Below are 16,621 nucleotides of genomic sequence, written 5' to 3'. Positions count from 1 at the left end.
CCGCGGGTCATTTGGACTCGAGTTCGAGCGTGGCGATCCGGGAGCGCGCCTCCAGCATGGCCTCCCGGTAGCGCTCGTCCCAGTGCGGGTCGTCGTCCGGGATGGCCCGCACGGTCTGCCTGGCCAGCTCCACCGGACCGTCCCGGCCCTGGGTCATCTGCCTGATGACCACGAGCGTCCAGCCGTTCTCCATCGCCGTGTGGGTCTCCCATCGCGCAGCCTGGCCCGCCGCGCCGCCGGGCCGGGGCCGTACGCCGCCGCGGATCAGGATCACGAGCAGGAAGACCAGAGCGGCGACGACGATCAGGACCGCCGGCAACACCAGGACCCGCATCGGGACGTGCCTCCCCTCCGCCCGCTCATCGCCGGCGAGCGCTCGGCATGGAGATGATCAGCGGGTGGGCAGGGCCACGCCTCCGGTGTTTCCGGGGGCGTACACCGTGATGCCCTGGGGCAGGGCCTTCAGCTTCTCGATCTCGGCGCAGGTCGGGCACTTGTTGTAGCCGTCCTGTCGCGCCTTGTTGGCGTCGGCCTCGGCCCGGGCCTGGGCGACCTTGGCCTGCGCCTCGGTCACCTTGGCGAAGGCGGCCTGCGCCTGGTCGACCGCGTCCTGGACCTGCTTCGGGAGCGTGACCCGGGAGAGGTTGAAGTGGATGTTGGTGAGATATTCGGCGCCCAGCGTGCTCTTGAGGTCCTCGGAGAGGCTGGTGTTCACCGCGTTCTGGATCTTGGCGATGTTGGCGTTGTTGCCGAGCTGCTGCAGCCCGGTCTGCTGGCCGCCGGAGTTCTGCACGAGGGAGCAGGACGAGACCAGTTCGGCGCAGCGGAAGCTGTTGACCTGGGAGCGCAGGTCGTTGTCGATCACCGGCCGGATGATCTGGTCGAGGAAGGCCGACCAGCCCTCGTCGCCGTCCCAGGGGAAGTAGGTGCCGCCGTCCACGCTGCGGAACTTGCGGGTGCCGAACTTGTCGTCGAACGACTTGAGCGTCTCGTGGTCGAGGTTGAGGTTGAAGTAGAGCGTGCCCTCGATGCCCATGTTGACGCCGTCGCTGCTGGGCACGGTGACCACGTCGACGCCGGACCGTTCGCCGCCGCCGCTGGAGGTGATCGTGTAGTAGCGCTGCTGGGCGGGATAGCGGTGGATCTGGGACCACCACCCGATCCAGGTGACGCTGGAGCCCGGCTCGATGATCTGGCGCACCCGGTTGTCGTCCAGCAGGCCGCCGTTGCGGATGACCGCCACCTCGCCGCCGCCGGTGCGTTCGAAGCCGCCGAACGCGCCGATCACGGTCGGCACCGCGGCGATGATGGCCGCGATGACCGCCAGGATCGCCCACTTCCGGAAACTTCCTCTGCGGTCGCCGGTCCGAGGCGCGCTGCGGGGCATGGGGGGCTCCTTATGGACGACTGATCGCTCCGCGACGAACGTAGCAGAGCGCCGACAATTCCGACCCCTTCCGTACGCACATGGATGGATCGCCTCGCATCTGGACCGAGCGGCCGGACTCCCACGGCACCGGGGACGTTCTCGTACGCCGAGAGCATGCCCTCGCAGGCGAACAACACGTTGTGGCCCCGGACGCGAGGATGCGAGACGACCAGCTCCGTCCCGCTCTCGGAGCGTTTCGGCCGGACGATGCGGAGCCGGTCAAGGACGCGGGTGCGGCGGGTCCCGGACAGGACGCGGCGTGGGCGGCGCCGTTCGGGACCCGCTGCGGCGGGCCTGGTCAGGAGGCGGGCGTCTGGCCGTCCTCTCCGTCCTGATCGGCAGGGGCCGAGCCGTCGCCCGGGGTCGGCGTCAGGTCCGTGCTGCCCAGCGCGCCGCCGATCGCGGCGACCGTGTGGGTGAGCCGGACCCCGGATCCGTCGCGCCTGCCGAGCTCCTCGGGCAGCGGGACCGGCTTGCCCACCGAGGACACCGCCTTCACCGGAGCGGGACCGGCCCAGGCGAGCAGGAGCACGTCCTCGCCCTTGAGGAAGCGTTGTGCCCGGACGCCGCCCGTCGCGCGGCCCTTGGGCGGGAACTCCGCGTAGTCCGAGATCTTGCCGCCGCCGACCTGGGTGCCGGGCAGGGCGGTCGAGGAACCCGCGATCGTGACGACGCGGGCCTCCTGCTCGGGGTCGACCACGCCGAACCAGATCACGCGGGCGCCGTCGTCCAGGCGGATGCCCGCCATGCCGCCCGCCGGACGGCCCTGCGGCCGCACCGAGGAGGCGGGGTAGCGCAGCAGTTGCGCGTCGGAGGTGATGAAGACCAGGTCGTGCTCGGCGGAGGTCAGCTCGACCGCGCCGACGACGGTGTCGCCGTCGCGGAGCCCGATGACCTCGAAGTCGTCGCGGTTGGCGGGATATTCGGGGACGACCCGCTTGACGACGCCCTGGGCCGTGCCGAGGGCGAGGCCGGGGCCGTCGGGATCGAGGGAGCCCAGCCCCACGACGGTCTCGCCGGGGGTCAGCGTCACGAACTCGGAGACCGGGTGCCCACCGGCCAGTGTCGGCGGATTGGCCGACGGCGGCAGCGTCGGCAGGTCGACCACGGGGACGCGGATCAGCCGTCCCAGCGAGGTGACCACGCCCACCTCGGTCCTGACCGTGCTGCGCACCACCGACACCAGCACGTCGTGCGCGGCGCGCTCGCCCTCCGCGGAGAGCGGCGAGGCGTCGGTCGTACGCGCCAGGAGCCCGGTCGAGGACAGCAGGACCAGGCACGGGTCGTCGGCCACCTCCAGCGGCACCGCGGCGGCGAGCGCCGCCCCCGACGACTCGAGCAGCACCGTGCGGCGCGGCGTGCCGTACGTCTTGGCGACCTCGGCGAGCTCCTTGGAGACGACCTGGCGGAGCCGGTCCTCGGAGGAGAGGATCTCGGTCAGCGAGGCGATCTCGGCGGACAGCGTCTCCTTCTCGCGGTCGAGTTCGAGCTTGTCGTACCGGGTGAGGCGGCGCAGCGGGGTGTCCAGGATGTAGTTCGCCTGGATCTCGCTCAGCTCGAACGTCTCCATCAGACCGGCGCGCGCCTGGGCGGTGTCGTCGGAGGAGCGGACGATGCGGATGACCTCGTCGATGTTGAGCAGCGCGATGAGGAGGCCGTCCACCAGGTGGAGCCGCTCCTCGCGCTTGCGGCGGCGGTGGGCCGAGCGGCGGCGCACCACTTCGAGGCGGTGGTCGACGTAGACCTGCAGCAGCTCGCGCAGGCCGAGCGTGCGCGGCTGGCCGTCCACCAGCGCCACGTTGTTGATGCCGAAGGTCTCCTCCATCGGCGTCAGCCGGTAGAGCTCCTCCAGCACGGCCTCGGGGTGGAAGCCGTTCTTGATCTCGATGACCAGCCGCAGGCCCTTGTGGCGGTCGGTGAGGTCCTTCAGGTCGGCGATGCCGTTGAGCTTCTTGGCGGTCACCAGCTCCTTCATCTTGGTGACGACGCGCTCCGGGCCGACGTTGAAGGGCAGCTCGGTGATCACGATGCCCTTGCGGCGGGGCGTGACCTGCTCGATCGTCGCCTTGGCCCGCATCTTGAAGGTGCCGCGGCCCTTCTCGTACGCGTCCCGGACGCCGGAGAGGCCGATGATCGTGCCGCCGGTCGGCAGGTCGGGCCCGGGGACGAAGCGCATGAGCTCTTCGAGCGTGGCGTCCGGCCGCTTGATCAGGTGCCGGGCGGCCGCGATGACCTCGCCCAGGTTGTGCGGCGCCATGTTGGTCGCCATGCCGACGGCGATGCCGGAGGCCCCGTTGACCAGCAGGTTGGGGAACGCCGCCGGCAGGACGGTCGGCTCGGTCTCCTGGCCGTCGTAGTTGGGCTTGAAGTCGACGGTGTCCTCGTCGATCGACTGCACCATGAGCAGCGCCGAGGCCGCGAGCCGCGCCTCGGTGTACCGCATGGCGGCGGGCAGGTCGTCCGGCGAGCCGAAGTTGCCGTGCCCGTCCACCAGGGGCAGCCGCATCGAGAACGGCTGCGCCATGCGGACCAGCGCGTCGTAGATCGCGGTGTCGCCGTGCGGATGCAGCTTGCCCATCACGTCGCCGACGACGCGCGACGACTTGACGTGGCCGCGATCGGGACGCAGCCCCATCTCGCTCATCGAGTAGAGGATGCGGCGCTGCACCGGCTTCAACCCGTCACGGGCGTCCGGGAGCGCGCGCTGGTAGATCACCGAGTACGCGTACTCCAGGTAGCTGGCGCGCATCTCCTCGGACACGTCGATGTCGACGATCCGCTCTTCGAAGTCCTCGTCCGGCGGGGGTGTGGTCGTGCGTCGGGCCATATCGAACATTGTGCCGATGACAGGGAGTGGTCGCGACTTAGCGGCGATTCCCGTTCCATGTGATCCGCTTCAGGGGCCTTCGGCATCTTTGATGGTCGTGAGCGGTCTTTACGCGGATGTGCGCGGCTTGAGGCGCCCTCCAGGCCCTGCTGACGCATTGTGTGTGTTCGCTGTGATTTCTCCGCTGGGCACGGTGTCGCGTCAGCGGGCGCCCGTTTTCAGGAGGGCATCGGGCCGGCGCCGGACTTCGCCGGCAAGAGGCGGACGCCGGGTTTCAGCGGGTGCCGGGCAGCGGGCGCATCGCTCCCGGCCAGGGGCCCGGGGTGCATCCCTCGTCCTCGTCTCCCGGGACGTTCAGCCGCTCGTCGTACACCCGGAAGCCGCGGGCCCGGTAGTTCGCCAGCGCGGCGGGGCCGTCGAGGGAACAGGTGTGCAGCCAGACGCGCCGGGTCGGCGGGAGGTCCGGCCAGCGGTCGGCCATGTCCCACGCGCGTGCCGTTCCGACGGTCAGCAGATGACCGCCCAACCCCTGACCGATCGCGTACGGCATCAGCCCGAAGCTGGAGATCTCCACGACCCCGTCGTCCTGTGACACCAGCTCCACGTAACCCGCCGGGGTGCCGTCGCGCCAGGCGACCCAGGTCTCGGTGCCCGGGCGGCCCAGCACGTCCATCCACTGCTGCCAGGTCCACGGCAGCCGCTGGGTCCACTGCCAGTCGCCGCCGACCGCGGTGTAGAGGAACCGGCTGAACTCGGGGGAGGGGATTCCCGCGCGCACGATGTCCACGGGCAGTCGCGGTTCGCGTGCGGGGAGCAGGTCGCCGGGGTCGGTCTGCTCCAGGTACCAGGTGGTCACGTCCATAACGGGATTCATCCAACCATGTCCGTTCTCCTGCACGTCACCGGACCGGAACCGGCAGGGTGATTCGGCCCGGACGACCGGCACGGCGACCGGCGGCGGGGTGTCGGCATGGGCGACCGGCGTGATCGGCGGGGGCCGGGGCGCGGGGGCAGGCCGTCCGCACCGTCATCCTCGGCCGCGTACGGGCGTTCGGCGGGGCGGGGGTTGTCCACAGGACCCGGCGACAGGGCGCGAACAGTCGGAGGGAACTGGTAGCAAGGACCCGTGACAGCAGAAGTGGCAGGGGAAGAGCGGGCGCTGCGCGACGAGGCCGAGGCACGCCTGCGGGCGCTCGCCGGAGAGCACGCGCGGCTGCGTGACGACCAGTGGTCGGCGATCAAGGCGCTGGTGATGGACCGGCGGCGTGCCCTGGTCGTGCAGCGCACCGGCTGGGGCAAGTCGGCGGTCTATTTCGTGGCGACCGCGCTGCTGCGCGAGCTGGGCGAGGGGCCGACCGTGATCGTCTCCCCGCTGCTGGCTCTCATGCGCAACCAGATCGCGGCCGCCGAGCGCGCGGGCATCCACGCCGCCACGATCAACTCCGCCAACCCGGAGGACTGGGAGAAGATCTACGCCCAGGTCGCCGAGGGTGTGATCGACGTGCTGCTGGTCAGTCCCGAGCGGCTCAACAACCCCGACTTCCGCGACCAGGTGCTGCCCGAGCTGGCCGAGAGCGCCGGGCTGGTCGTGATCGACGAGGCCCACTGCATCTCCGACTGGGGGCACGACTTCCGGCCCGACTACCGCCGGCTGCGCACGATGCTGACCGAGCTGCCGCCCGGCATCCCCGTGCTCGCCACCACCGCGACCGCCAACGCGCGGGTGACCAGGGACGTGGCCGAGCAGCTCGCGGCGAGTCCCGAGTGGGACGACCCGGCCGCCCCCCTCGTCCTGCGCGGCCCCCTCGAGCGCGAGAGCCTGCACCTGTCCGTCGTACGGCTCCGCGGGGCCGAGCAGCGCCTGGCGTGGCTGGCGAGGACGCTGCACGAGCTGCCCGGATCGGGCATCGTCTACACGCTGACCGTGGCCGCCGCCCAGGAGATCGCGGCGTACCTGCGCGAGCAGGGGCACCCGGTGGCCGCCTACTCGGGGCAGACCGATCCGGCCGAGCGTCTGGCCGCCGAGGAGGATCTGCTCGGCAACCGGATCAAGGCGCTGGTCGCCACCTCCGCCCTGGGCATGGGTTTCGACAAGCCGGACCTCGGGTTCGTCGTCCACGTCGGCGCGCCCGCGTCTCCCGTGGCGTACTACCAGCAGGTCGGCCGCGCGGGCCGCGGCGTGGAGAGAGCCGAGGTGATCCTGCTCCCCGGCGCGGAGGACCGGGAGATCTGGTCCTATTTCGCCTCGCTCGCGTTCCCGCCCGAGCAGGTGGTCCGCACGACGCTCGCGGTGCTGGCCGAGGAGGGCACGCTGTCGACCGCGGCCCTGGAGACGCGGGTCGATCTCAGCCGGAGCCGGCTGGAGATGATGCTCAAGGTGCTCGACGTCGACGGCGCGGTCCGCCGGGTGAAGGGCGGCTGGGAGGCCACCGGAGAGCCCTGGGCGTACGACACCGACCGTTACCGCCGGGTCGCCGCCGAACGGGCGGCCGAGCAGGAGGCGATGCTCGGGTACATCGCGACCACCGAGTGCCGGGAGCAGTTCCTCCGGGGGCACCTCGACGACGACGAGGCCCGCCCGTGCGGCCGGTGCGACAACTGCACCGGGGCCCACCGCTCCGCCGAGGTCGCGGCCGAGGACGTGCGGGTCGCGCACGACCGTCTGGCCCGACCCGGGGTGGACCTGGAGGCACGCCGCCAGTGGCCGACCGGCCTCGCCGACCTGAAGGGCAGGATCAAGCCCGAGTTGTCGGCCGAGACGGGGCGTGTGCTGGGCCGTCTCACCGACATCGGCTGGGGCACCCGGCTGCGCGAGTTGTTCGCCGGGCAGGACGGGCCGGTTCCCGACGACGTCTTCGGTGCGGTCCTGGGCGTGCTCAAGTCGTGGGAGTGGCCGGCGCGGCCCGTCGCGGTGGTCAGCGTCCCCTCCGCCTCCCGGCCGCTGCTCGTCCGCGGCCTGGCCGAGCGCATCGCGCAGATCGGCCGCCTGGAATATCTGGGAGAGCTGGGTTACCGCGCCGGGTCGCCGGGACGGCAGTACAACAGCGCCCAGCGGGTCGGCGCCGTCCGCGCCACCCTCGCCATGCCGCGCGACCTCGCCGAGCGGATCGCGGCGGCGGGCGGTCCCGTCCTGCTGGTGGACGACAGGGTGGACACGGGCTGGACGATGACGCTCGCCGCGGCGCAGATCCGGCATGCGGGAGCTCCCGCCGTCCTGCCCCTCGCCCTGGCCGTGACCGCGTGAGCTAGAGGCGGGGGCGGGCGCCGAGGTAGGAGATGCACTTGGCGGCGAGGGCGTTGCCCGCCGCCAGGGCCTCGGCCGGCGGCTTGCCGGCCAGCCACGGAGGCAGGAAACCGGCGGCGAAGGCGTCGCCCGCGCCGGTGCCGTCCACGAGCCGGTCGATCGTCTCGGCGGACGCCCGCACCGGCTCGGACCGGTTGTTGGTGTACCAGAGGGCGCCGTCCTTGTTGAGCTTTATGACGACCTGGGGGAACCAGGCGGTGAGCACCTTCGCCGCGGCGGACGGCTCGTCCCGGCCGGTCAGCACCTTGGCCTGGTCGGCGTTGGCGAGCAGCAGCTTGGCGCCGTGGGTCCACTCCAGGAACGGCTCCGCGCCCGTGCGCTCGACCGGGGCGGACGACGCGCAGTCGACCGAGATGGACATGCCCGCCCGGCGGGCAAGGTCGAGCGCGGCCAGTCCGGCGTCCCGCGAGCCCTCGTTGATGAGCGTGTATCCCGACATGTGCAGGTGGGCGCCCCCGCTGAACAGGTCCCGCGGCAGGTCCTCGGGCGCGAGCGCGGCGTTGGCCCCCGGGTCCGACAACATGGTCCGCTCACCCTTGTGGGTGACGAGCACCACGCAGGTGCCGGTGGGCCGTTCGGGGTCCATCACGAGCCGGGCGTCGACGCCGTAGCCCATCAGTTCCATGTCCCGGTTGCGGCCGGTGATGTCGGCGCCGCGGCGGCCGATGAAGGCCACCTCGTTGCCCTCGACCGCCAGCCAGGACGCGATGTTCGCCCCCGACCCGCCACCGTGCATGGTCACGACCGCCGGAGTGTCGCTCGCCCGGGCGAGGGGGAAGCGGGCGCGCGCGAGCGCGTCGGTCATGAGATCGCCCACCACGACGACACGCGTCATGATGTCACCACCTTGCCAGCTGCTCGTTGAGGTGAGTCCGCCGGAGGGGTCGGCGTCCTCGCCGGGCTTTGAGGGCTATGCCGAGAAACTTAACAGCTTCCGGCCACGTCGTGGGGGTCGGCCCGTCAGTCGGGCGGAGTCGATGCACAAGCGTTGCCCAGCCAGGAGGTCGTGCGCCGGGACTACCCTCGGGTCTGTGGAATCCCGCTACCCCGCCCATTGGGAGGCGGACGTCGTACTCTCCGACGGTGGAACGGCCCATCTGCGGCCGATCCGGCCGGACGACGCCGATCTGATGCGCGCGTTCTATTCCCGTCTCTCCGAAGAGTCGATCTACTTCCGCTACTTCGGCCCCCGGCCCAAGCTCACCGACCGCGAGATCACCTGGTTCACCAACGTCGACTACGACAACCGGGTCGCGCTCATCGCCACGATCGGCACCGAGATGGTCGCGGTCGTGCGTTACGACCGGGTGGATCCGGCCGACCAGGCCGAGGTGGCGTTCCTCGTGGAGGACGCGCACCAGGGCCGGGGCATGGCCTCCGTGCTCCTCGAACATCTGCGGGCCGCGGCGAGGGAGCGCGGGATCCGCACGTTCATCGCCGACGTGCTGCCCGCCAACCACCGGATGATGGCGATGTTCCGCCAGGCCGGATACACGGCGCAGAGCCACTTCGAGGACGGCGTCGTACGGATGACGCTCGACCTGGCGACCACCGACACCTCCGTGCAGGTGACGGCGGCCCGCGAGCACCGGGCCGAGGCGCGGTCCATCGAACGGCTGCTGAAGCCCGGATCGGTGGCGGTGATCGGCGCCAGCCGCGAGCCCGGCGGCATCGGCCAGACCGTGCTGCGCAACCTGCTGGCCGCCGACTTCACCGGCCCCGTCTACCCCGTCCACCGCGAGGTCAGGGCGGTGGCCGGGGTACGCGCGTACCGGAGCGTGTCGGCGATCGACGGCGAGGTCGATCTCGCGGTGCTGGCGATCCCCGCCGAGGGTGTGCTCGACGTGGTGGAGGAGTGCGCGGAGAAAGGGGTGAAGGGCCTGGTCGTGGTCTCCTCCGGCTTCGGGGAGACCGGGCCCGAGGGCCGCGCCCGCCAGGACGAGCTGGTCCGCATCGCCCGCGCGTACGGCTTGCGCGTGGTGGGCCCGAACTGCCTCGGCATCGCGAACACCGACCCCGCGGTCCGCCTCAACGCCACACTCGCCGCGACGTTGCCCGGCAGGGGCAGGGTGGGGTTCTTCAGCCAGTCGGGCGCGCTCGGCACGGCCCTGCTGCAGCGGGTGGCCCAGCGCGGCATGGGCATCTCGACGTTCGTCTCGGCCGGAAACCGGGCCGACGTGTCGGGCAACGACCTTCTGCAGTACTGGGAGGAGGATCCGGCGACCGACGTGATCCTGCTCTACCTGGAGTCCCTGGGCAATCCCCGCAAGTTCTTCCGGCTGACCCGGCGGATCTCCCGTACCAAGCCGGTCGTCGTCGTCAAGAGCCAGGGGGTGCCCACCGGGCACGCGGCCCGGGTCCTCCGCCTGCCCGACACCGCCCTGAGCGCGCTGTTCCAGCAGGCGGGCGTGATCCGGGTGGACGACCTGGCCCAGCTCTTCGACGTCGCGCAACTGCTCGCCCACCAGCCGCTGCCCGCCGGCCCCCGGGTGGGCGTGGTGAGCAACTCCGACGCCCTCGCGCTGCTCGCCGTCGACGCCTGCCGGGCCCGGGGCCTGGAGCCGGTGCCGCCGGTCAACCTCGGGGCGCGGGCCGGGGGCGCCGAGTTCGCCGACGCGCTCGGCGGCGTGCTCCCCGACGTGGACGCGGCCGTCGTGATCTACATGCCGCCGATCCCGGGCGGCCACGCCGAGGTCGCCGCCGAGCTGGTCCGGGTCGCGGCGGAGTCCGGCAAGCCGGTGCTGGCGACCTTCCAGGGCGAGCTGGGCATGCCCGCCGAGCTGCGCGTCCCCGGCGAAGGACCGCCGAGGGGATCCATCCCGTCCTATCCGGCGCCGGAGGAGGCGGTCCGCGCGCTCGCCCACGCCGTGCGGTACGCCCGGTGGCGCGAGCAGCCCGTCGGCACGCCCCCGGTCGTCGAGGGCGTCGACACGGCGCGGGCGAGGAGGCTGGTCGCCGGCGCGCTGGCCTCCGGCGACGAGCAGGTCGAGATCGACGCGACGGAGCTGCTCGCCTGCTACGGCGTCGAGGTGTGGCCGGCCGAGCCGGTCGCCTCGGCCGACGAGGCGGTGGCCGCCGCCGCCCGGCTCGGCTGGCCCGTGGCGTTGAAACCGGTGATCCGGCAGGTGGCCGCGGGCGACCCCGACGCGCCCCGCAGGTCCGGCAGCGTACGGCTCGGCCTGAGCGAGCCGGGCAGCCTGCGCCAGGCGTACGCCGACCTCGCCGCGACGATCGGCCCGGACATGACGATCGCCGTGCAGCACATGGCCCCGCAGCCCTCGGCGGCCACGGTCGTCGGCGTGACGCAGGACCGGGACGCCGGCGCGGTGGTGTCCTTCGGGCTCGGCGACGTCGCCGCCCGGCTGCTCGGCGACCGTGCCCACCGCCTCGCTCCGCTCACCTCGGAGGACGCCGCGGCCCTCGTCCGCTCGGTGCGGGCCGCGCCGCTGCTCTTCGGCGAGTACGGCTACCCGCCGGTGGCCGTGGAGGCGCTGGAGGACCTGCTGGTCAGGGTGGGGCTCCTCGCCGACGCGCTGCCCGAGGTCTGCCGGATGGACCTGGACGAGGTCCTGGTGGGGGAGTCGTCCGTGGTCGTGCTGGGCGCGCGAGCGGTGCTGCGCCCGGAGGTCGGGCCCCGACTCGACGTCGGGCCGCGCCGTCTGCGGTGAGGAGCCGGTTTCGCGTGAGTGTGAAACCGGTGTCCCTTACAGGGCAGGATGGACCCCATGAGGGAAACCCGAGTCTCCGCTTCCGGCATGCGTGAGGCGATCGAGCGCAGCGGCTACTACCCCGACCTGGTCGCCGACGCGGTCGACTCCGCCCTTGGCAAGGAACAGGTCACGGCGTACGTCGTGCATCACGAGGCCACCTTCGACCCGGCGATGGAGGTGCGCAGACACGTCACCGTCCTGGTGCTGTCGCCCACCCGGCTGCTGGTCTGCCACACCGACGAGCACCCGCCGGCGGAGGGGATGCCGGCCTCGCACGCCTCCACCACCACCGAGGCCGTACGGCTCAGCCGCATCCAGTCGGTCGCGGTGACCCGGGTGGTCCCCGACCCGGCCTCGTACGTGCCCGGGGTCCCTCCCACCGAGGCGACCCTGACGATCGGGTGGGGGGCGATCTCGCACGTCGATCTGGAGCCGGCGACCTGCGGCGACGAGAACTGCGAGGCCGACCACGGCTACACCGGCGCGATCACCGCCGACGACCTGTCGCTGCGGGTGAGCGAGGCGGCCGACGGCCCCGAGGCGGTCTCGCGCGTGCTCGACTTCGCCAGGGCCCTCTCCGAGGCCACCGCGCACACCGCCGGCTGACCCGTCCTGGAGGCGACGTGACCGAGTCCCGCCCCGGGCGCTCCGCCGTGCCGTACGTCCCGGAGTACGGCGGGGCCTCGCTGGCCGACCTGCCCGGATCCGTACTGGCCTCACTCGGGGCCGGCGCGGAGAACACGCTGCGGCTCGACCCCGCCGAGCGGGTCTGCCTGTTCCTCGTGGACGGCCTGGGAGCCGATCTGCTTCGCGCCCACCCGGACGCCGCGCCGTTCCTTTCGGCCCAGTGGGGGCGGACGCTCACCGCCGGGTTCCCGTCGTCGACGCCGACCAGCCTGGCCACGCTCGGCACGGGCTCGCCGCCGGGCGAGCACGGGATGGTCGGCATCCTGATGGCCGTCCCGGGTGAGGGGCGGCTGTTCAACTGCCTGCGCTGGACCGCGCCGGGCCACGCCGTCGATCCCGACTGGTGGCAGCCGGCCGAGACGGTCTACCAGCGGCTTTCCGCGGCGGGTGTGGACCCCGTCTACGTCGCGCCCGGCGCGTTCCGGGGCACCGGTCTCACCCGGGCCGTCTACCGCGGCGTACGGCACGTCGCCGCGGAGAGCGTGGACGACCGCGTCGAGGGCGTGCGGCAGGCGCTGCGCGGCCGGTCCTTCGTCACCGTCTACTACGGCGGCGTCGACGCGGCCGGGCACGAGACCGGCTGGGGCAGCACCCAGTGGCTGGAGGAGCTGGCCGTCGTCGACCGGATGGCCCGGCGGATCGCCGAGTCGCTGCCGCGCGGCTCGGCCATGTACATCACCGCCGACCACGGCATGGTCAACGCCGGTGAGAAGGTGGACGTGGACCTGCGGCCCGAGCTGCGCGAGGGGGTCGCCCTGCTGGGCGGCGAGGCGCGGGTCCGTCACCTCTACACCGCGGAGGGCGCGGCGCCGGCCGTCCTGGAGACGTGGGCCGAGGCGCTGCGCGGCCGGGCCTGGGTGGTCTCCAGGGAGGAGGCCGTGGACGCCGGATGGTTCGGCCCCGGCGTACGCCGCGAGTGGCTCGGCCGCATCGGCGACGTCGTGGCCGTGCCGTACGGCGACTGCGCGATCGTCGCCTCCCGGACGGAGGCGGTCGAAGCGGCGATGATCGGCTACCACGGCTCCCTGACTGCGGCCGAGCAAAATGTCCCATTGTTGGAGGTAAGTGCACGATGAGCACGCTTGTCACGCCGGAAGAGCTCGCCGGTCTCGACGGAGCCGCGATCCTCGACGTCCGCTGGCGGCTCGGCGGCGGACCGTCCGACCGCGAGTCCTATCTGAAGGGCCACATCCCGGGCGCGGTCTTCTGCGCTCTCGACTCCGACCTCGCCGCCGCGCCCGGCCCGGGCGGGCGCCACCCGCTGCCCGAGGCGGCGGACTTCCAGGCCGCGATGCGCCGCCTCGGTGTGGACGGCTCCCGCCCGGTGGTCGTGTACGACGAGGCCGACTCTACGGCGGCGGCGCGGGCGTGGTGGACGCTGCGCTACTTCGGCCACCCGGACGTGCGCGTCCTCGACGGCGGCATCCGGGCCTGGCGGAACGCCGGGCTCCCGATCGAGGAGGGGCCCGGGGCGGACCCCGCGCCCGGCGACTTCACCGCCGCGCCGGGAGGCATGCCGACGCTGGACGCCGGCCAGGCCGCCGACCTCGCCGCGAACGGCGTCCTGCTCGACGCCCGCGCCGCCGAGCGCTACCGCGGCGAGGTCGAGCCGATCGACCCGGTGGCCGGGCACGTCCCCGGCGCGGTCAGCGCGCCCACCTCCGAGAACGTCGAGCCCGGCGGCCGGTTCCACAACCGCGAATTCCTGCGCGAACGGTTCAACACCCTCGGCGCGGTCGACGGGGTCCCGGTCGGGGCCTACTGCGGGTCGGGGGTCACCGCCGCGCACGAGGTGCTCGCGCTGGAGCTGGCCGGCATCCCCGCGGCGCTGTACGTCGGCTCCTGGTCCAACTGGGTGGCCGACCCCTCCCGCCCGGTGGCCACCGGCTGACCCGGCCGCGCCGACCGGTCGGGACCCGAAGGCCCCGGAAGCCGCTCATCCGATCCCCCCCGCGCGGCCGGGCGGGGTCAGGACGCCCCGGCCGTTCGCTGACCCGCGGTCAGGGGGCGGTCGCCCGCGCCGAAGCACACGAAACCCGCCACGTCGGTCGCGCGGGCCGCCAGGGCGAGGGCCTCGGCCGGGGTGCGTCCCTCCCTCAGGTACGGGTGGAACACCGTCATCAGCGCCAGTGCCTCGTCGTCGCGCACCGGCACCACGCCCGCGATCACGCATCGGGCTCCCCGGGCGAGGAACGCGCCGGCCAGCCCGAGCACGGCGCCGTCCACCGGGGCGTGCGCCATCCCCGCGTCGCACGCCGACAGGATCACCAGGCTCGGCGCCCGGTCCAGCCGGATCAGGTCGTACGCCATCAGCGGCCCGTCGTCGAGCGTGATGCGCGACAGCAGCGGGCCGCGAGGGGAGAAGGTCCCGTGCGCGGCGACGTGCAGCACGTCGGCGCGGCCGAGGGCGGCGAGGACCTCGGCCCTCGTCGCGGCCACCCGCACCGCCCCCGGGTGCGCCCGTACGACGGCGTCGGCCTCGGCCTCGGCGTGCTCCAGCCCCGGCCCGGCGACCGCCACGACCACCGGGTCCCGCGTCGCGGCCGCCGCCTTCCGGCCGCCGAACCAGGAGGTGGCGCTCGGGGCCACGGAAACGGGACGGCCGCGCAGGGAGGGGAGCAGCGGCCAGGGCAGGGTGTGCAGGGCGCCGGTCGGCACGATCGTCACCGGCCCGGCGGGCACGCCGAGCGGCCCGAGCAGGGCCTCGTCGAGCGTCGCGAGGTCGCGTTCGAGGCCGCTCTCGACCTGGACGTCGCGAAGGTTGCGCCGCCGCAGCGCGTACCGGCCCCGCACGGTGGCCTCGGCCGCCGCCGCGTACGAGCCGAGCGGCCGCAGGACGCGGCGGCCGGCTGTCACCAGCACAGCGGCGAGATCCTCGCCGTCGCGCACCAGCTCGATCAGCGACCCCCAGGACGCCTCCGGCTCCACCGGCAGGCCGTCCCGCGGCACCTCCCCCTCGGCCCCGTGGCGGGTCCCGCCCGGTAGCCCGTCGCACGGCGTCTCTCCGGACGCCTGGCCCATCCGGCCTGGCAAGCCGTCCGGTGACATCTCTCCGGACGCCGGATCCCCCTCAGATGTGTGGCCCGTCCCGTTGAGACCGTCCCGGGCGAGTGCCCGCAGGCGTTCCGAGCAGGTGAGCACCGTCCACGGGTCGCCCGACTCCAGCGCGAGCCGCAGGCAGAACCGGGCGAGGTTCTCGGCGGTCCGCGCCGCGTACGCCCGCGCCTCGACGGGAGGCGTCCCCGCCGGATCGGCCGTCTCGCCGACCGCCGCCCCCTCCGGGACTCCCCGGCCGGCTCCCGGACCCGCGAGTGCCGCCGCCACTCCGGCGCGGGCCGCGGACAGCGCGCCCGGCAGGTCGCCGCCGAGGTGCCGCAGCACGGCCAGCGCGTGCTGCCGCACCGCCGTTCGGGCGGTGGAGCCGGCCAGCAGCCCGAGCTGGTCGAGCGCCGTCCGCCGATCTCCGATCCCCAGGGCCGCCTCGGCGGCGGTCAGGCGCAGCGCGGCCGCGTCGGAGAACGCGCCGCCGACGTCGAGGTCGCGGGCGCAGGCCAGCATCTCGCCGAGCAGCTCCCGGGTCGGCCGCTCCCGCGCGAGCCGGGCGCGAAGCACCACCTCGGTCGCGAGCGGCACCCGGGCGGTGCGGCCCTGCCGCAGCAGCTCCGACCGCGCGGCCTCGGCGGAGGCGTGGGCGTCCGCGGCGGCCCCGGTGAGCAGCTCGACCTGGGCCAGCAGCAGCCGGGCGTCCGCGAGCCCGGCCTGCGCGCCGGACGCGGCGAGATCCGGCACGGCCCGTTCCAGCAGCGTGCGCGCCTCCCCGAGCAGCCGCGCGGCGACCAGCGCGTACGCGAAGTCGGTCCGCATCGCGGCCAGCCGCTCCGGAAAGCCGAACAGCGTGGTCTCCGCGGTCCGAAAGCGCTCGAAGGCCCCGGAGATGTCGCCGCGCCGTGCCGCGACGAACGGCAGGTTGCCCTCGGCGAGCATCGCGAGATGGCCGAGCCCCGCCTTCCGCGCGATCCGGGCACACGCCGACAGATCCGCCTCCGCCCGCTCGTACTCCTCCAGGTAGGTACGGGCGACGCCCCGGTTGAGCAGGCCGCCCGCGTGGAAGCGCGGATCGCCGTCCAGTCCGCCGAGCGCCTCGTCGCAGTGCCGTACGGCGTCGCGGAACCGGCCGAGCAGGATGAGCGCGGCGGACCGCTGCACCCCGAGCCGGGCCAGGTCGGCGCCGGCGAGGTCGCGCTCGGCGAGGCCGGCCAGCCGCAGCCCCCGCTCGGGGTCGCCGAGCTCCGCCACCATCGTCACCAGCGACATCCGCGCCTGCGCCACCCGGTTCGGGAAGCCCGCGCCGGACGTGACGGCCCGCTCCAGCCGCTCGACCGCCAGATCGATGTCGCCCAGTTCCCGCGCCGCGAGGGCCGCCGCCCGCAGGGCGACCGGCACCGCCTCGGCGTACCGGGCGTCCGACGCCGCCCGCGCCCGGCCCGCGTCGCCCTCCCCGGAAGGTACGGACTCCGCTTCGGCCAGAAGCGCGCGGGCCTCGGACTCGGCGAGCTCCGGATCGGTGGCCGACAACCAGACCGCGCGCTCGGCCCGGACGACGGGATCCGTCTCCGCACCCCGGTCCCGCGGAAGATCGTCCACGCCGTGCCGCCCGCTCCGCG

11 protein-coding genes are annotated in these 16,621 nt (G+C 73.6%); 5 read left to right on the top strand and 6 right to left on the bottom strand.

The window, feature by feature from the left end:
• Positions 1-7: 7 nt before the first annotated feature.
• The 4 genes from AWQ70_RS24685 to AWQ70_RS24670 all read right to left on the bottom strand — a co-directional run bounded on the left by AWQ70_RS24685 (position 8) and on the right by AWQ70_RS24670 (position 5,118).
• Positions 8-334 (bottom strand): hypothetical protein, encoded by a 327-nt coding sequence (locus AWQ70_RS24685; protein ID WP_067180314.1) that lies wholly within the window; start codon positions 332-334, stop codon positions 8-10.
• Between the two features lie 57 nt (positions 335-391).
• A complete protein-coding gene (locus tag AWQ70_RS24680; protein WP_067180311.1) occupies positions 392-1,387 on the bottom strand; it encodes an SPFH domain-containing protein in 996 nt (331 codons plus the stop codon).
• 340 nt (positions 1,388-1,727) lie between these two features.
• Positions 1,728-4,256: a DNA gyrase/topoisomerase IV subunit A gene (locus tag AWQ70_RS24675; RefSeq protein ID WP_067180309.1), complete on the bottom strand. Its 2,529-nt coding sequence runs from the start codon at positions 4,254-4,256 to the stop codon at positions 1,728-1,730.
• Positions 4,257-4,530: 274 nt separating this feature from the next.
• Entirely contained in the window at positions 4,531-5,118 is a 588-nt protein-coding gene (locus tag AWQ70_RS24670; RefSeq protein WP_067180306.1) for a GNAT family N-acetyltransferase, read from the bottom strand.
• A gap of 264 nt (positions 5,119-5,382) precedes the next feature.
• Between AWQ70_RS24670 and AWQ70_RS24665 the strand changes: the two genes are divergently transcribed.
• Positions 5,383-7,500, top strand: coding sequence for a RecQ family ATP-dependent DNA helicase (locus AWQ70_RS24665; protein ID WP_218004645.1), 2,118 nt, complete (start codon positions 5,383-5,385; stop codon positions 7,498-7,500).
• A gap of 1 nt (position 7,501) precedes the next feature.
• Here AWQ70_RS24665 and AWQ70_RS24660 read toward each other — a convergent pair whose 3' ends face one another.
• Positions 7,502-8,395 (bottom strand): carbohydrate kinase family protein, encoded by an 894-nt coding sequence (locus AWQ70_RS24660; protein ID WP_067180301.1) that lies wholly within the window; start codon positions 8,393-8,395, stop codon positions 7,502-7,504.
• Between the two features lie 142 nt (positions 8,396-8,537).
• On the opposite strand from AWQ70_RS24660, the gene AWQ70_RS24655 reads away from it, so the two are divergent.
• The 4 genes from AWQ70_RS24655 to AWQ70_RS24640 are packed head-to-tail and all read left to right on the top strand — an operon-like array spanning position 8,538 to position 13,848.
• Entirely contained in the window at positions 8,538-11,228 is a 2,691-nt protein-coding gene (locus tag AWQ70_RS24655) for a bifunctional acetate--CoA ligase family protein/GNAT family N-acetyltransferase (protein WP_084517762.1), read from the top strand.
• 57 nt (positions 11,229-11,285) lie between these two features.
• Complete coding sequence (locus AWQ70_RS24650) at positions 11,286-11,876, top strand: DUF5998 family protein (protein ID WP_067180295.1); 591 nt, start codon at positions 11,286-11,288, stop codon at positions 11,874-11,876.
• A gap of 17 nt (positions 11,877-11,893) precedes the next feature.
• Positions 11,894-13,033 (top strand): alkaline phosphatase family protein, encoded by a 1,140-nt coding sequence (locus AWQ70_RS24645; protein ID WP_174552414.1) that lies wholly within the window; start codon positions 11,894-11,896, stop codon positions 13,031-13,033.
• Positions 13,030-13,848, top strand: coding sequence for a sulfurtransferase (locus AWQ70_RS24640; RefSeq protein ID WP_067180293.1), 819 nt, complete (start codon positions 13,030-13,032; stop codon positions 13,846-13,848). Before AWQ70_RS24645 ends, AWQ70_RS24640 begins: the two co-directional genes overlap by 4 nt.
• A gap of 77 nt (positions 13,849-13,925) precedes the next feature.
• On the opposite strand, the gene AWQ70_RS24635 is transcribed toward AWQ70_RS24640, so the two are convergent.
• Positions 13,926-16,601: a CHAT domain-containing protein gene (locus tag AWQ70_RS24635; protein ID WP_169808734.1), complete on the bottom strand. Its 2,676-nt coding sequence runs from the start codon at positions 16,599-16,601 to the stop codon at positions 13,926-13,928.
• Positions 16,602-16,621 lie beyond the last annotated feature (20 nt).

This window comes from Microtetraspora niveoalba (assembly GCF_001570405.1).
GTDB lineage: Bacteria > Actinomycetota > Actinomycetes > Streptosporangiales > Streptosporangiaceae > Microtetraspora > Microtetraspora niveoalba.
Note: the sequence above shows the minus strand (reverse complement) of the source record. Positions and strands in the feature narration are given on the sequence as shown.

Coding starts and splice junctions, on each gene's coding strand:
- AWQ70_RS24660 (WP_067180301.1), bottom strand. CDS start 8,395: ATGACGCGTGTCGTCGTGGTGGGCGATCTCATGACCGACGCGCTCGCG.
- AWQ70_RS24650 (WP_067180295.1), top strand. CDS start 11,286: ATGAGGGAAACCCGAGTCTCCGCTTCCGGCATGCGTGAGGCGATCGAG.
- AWQ70_RS24685 (WP_067180314.1), bottom strand. CDS start 334: ATGCGGGTCCTGGTGTTGCCGGCGGTCCTGATCGTCGTCGCCGCTCTG.
- AWQ70_RS24680 (WP_067180311.1), bottom strand. CDS start 1,387: ATGCCCCGCAGCGCGCCTCGGACCGGCGACCGCAGAGGAAGTTTCCGG.
- AWQ70_RS24670 (WP_067180306.1), bottom strand. CDS start 5,118: ATGGACGTGACCACCTGGTACCTGGAGCAGACCGACCCCGGCGACCTG.
- AWQ70_RS24675 (WP_067180309.1), bottom strand. CDS start 4,256: ATGGCCCGACGCACGACCACACCCCCGCCGGACGAGGACTTCGAAGAG.
- AWQ70_RS24655 (WP_084517762.1), top strand. CDS start 8,538: ATGCACAAGCGTTGCCCAGCCAGGAGGTCGTGCGCCGGGACTACCCTC.
- AWQ70_RS24640 (WP_067180293.1), top strand. CDS start 13,030: ATGAGCACGCTTGTCACGCCGGAAGAGCTCGCCGGTCTCGACGGAGCC.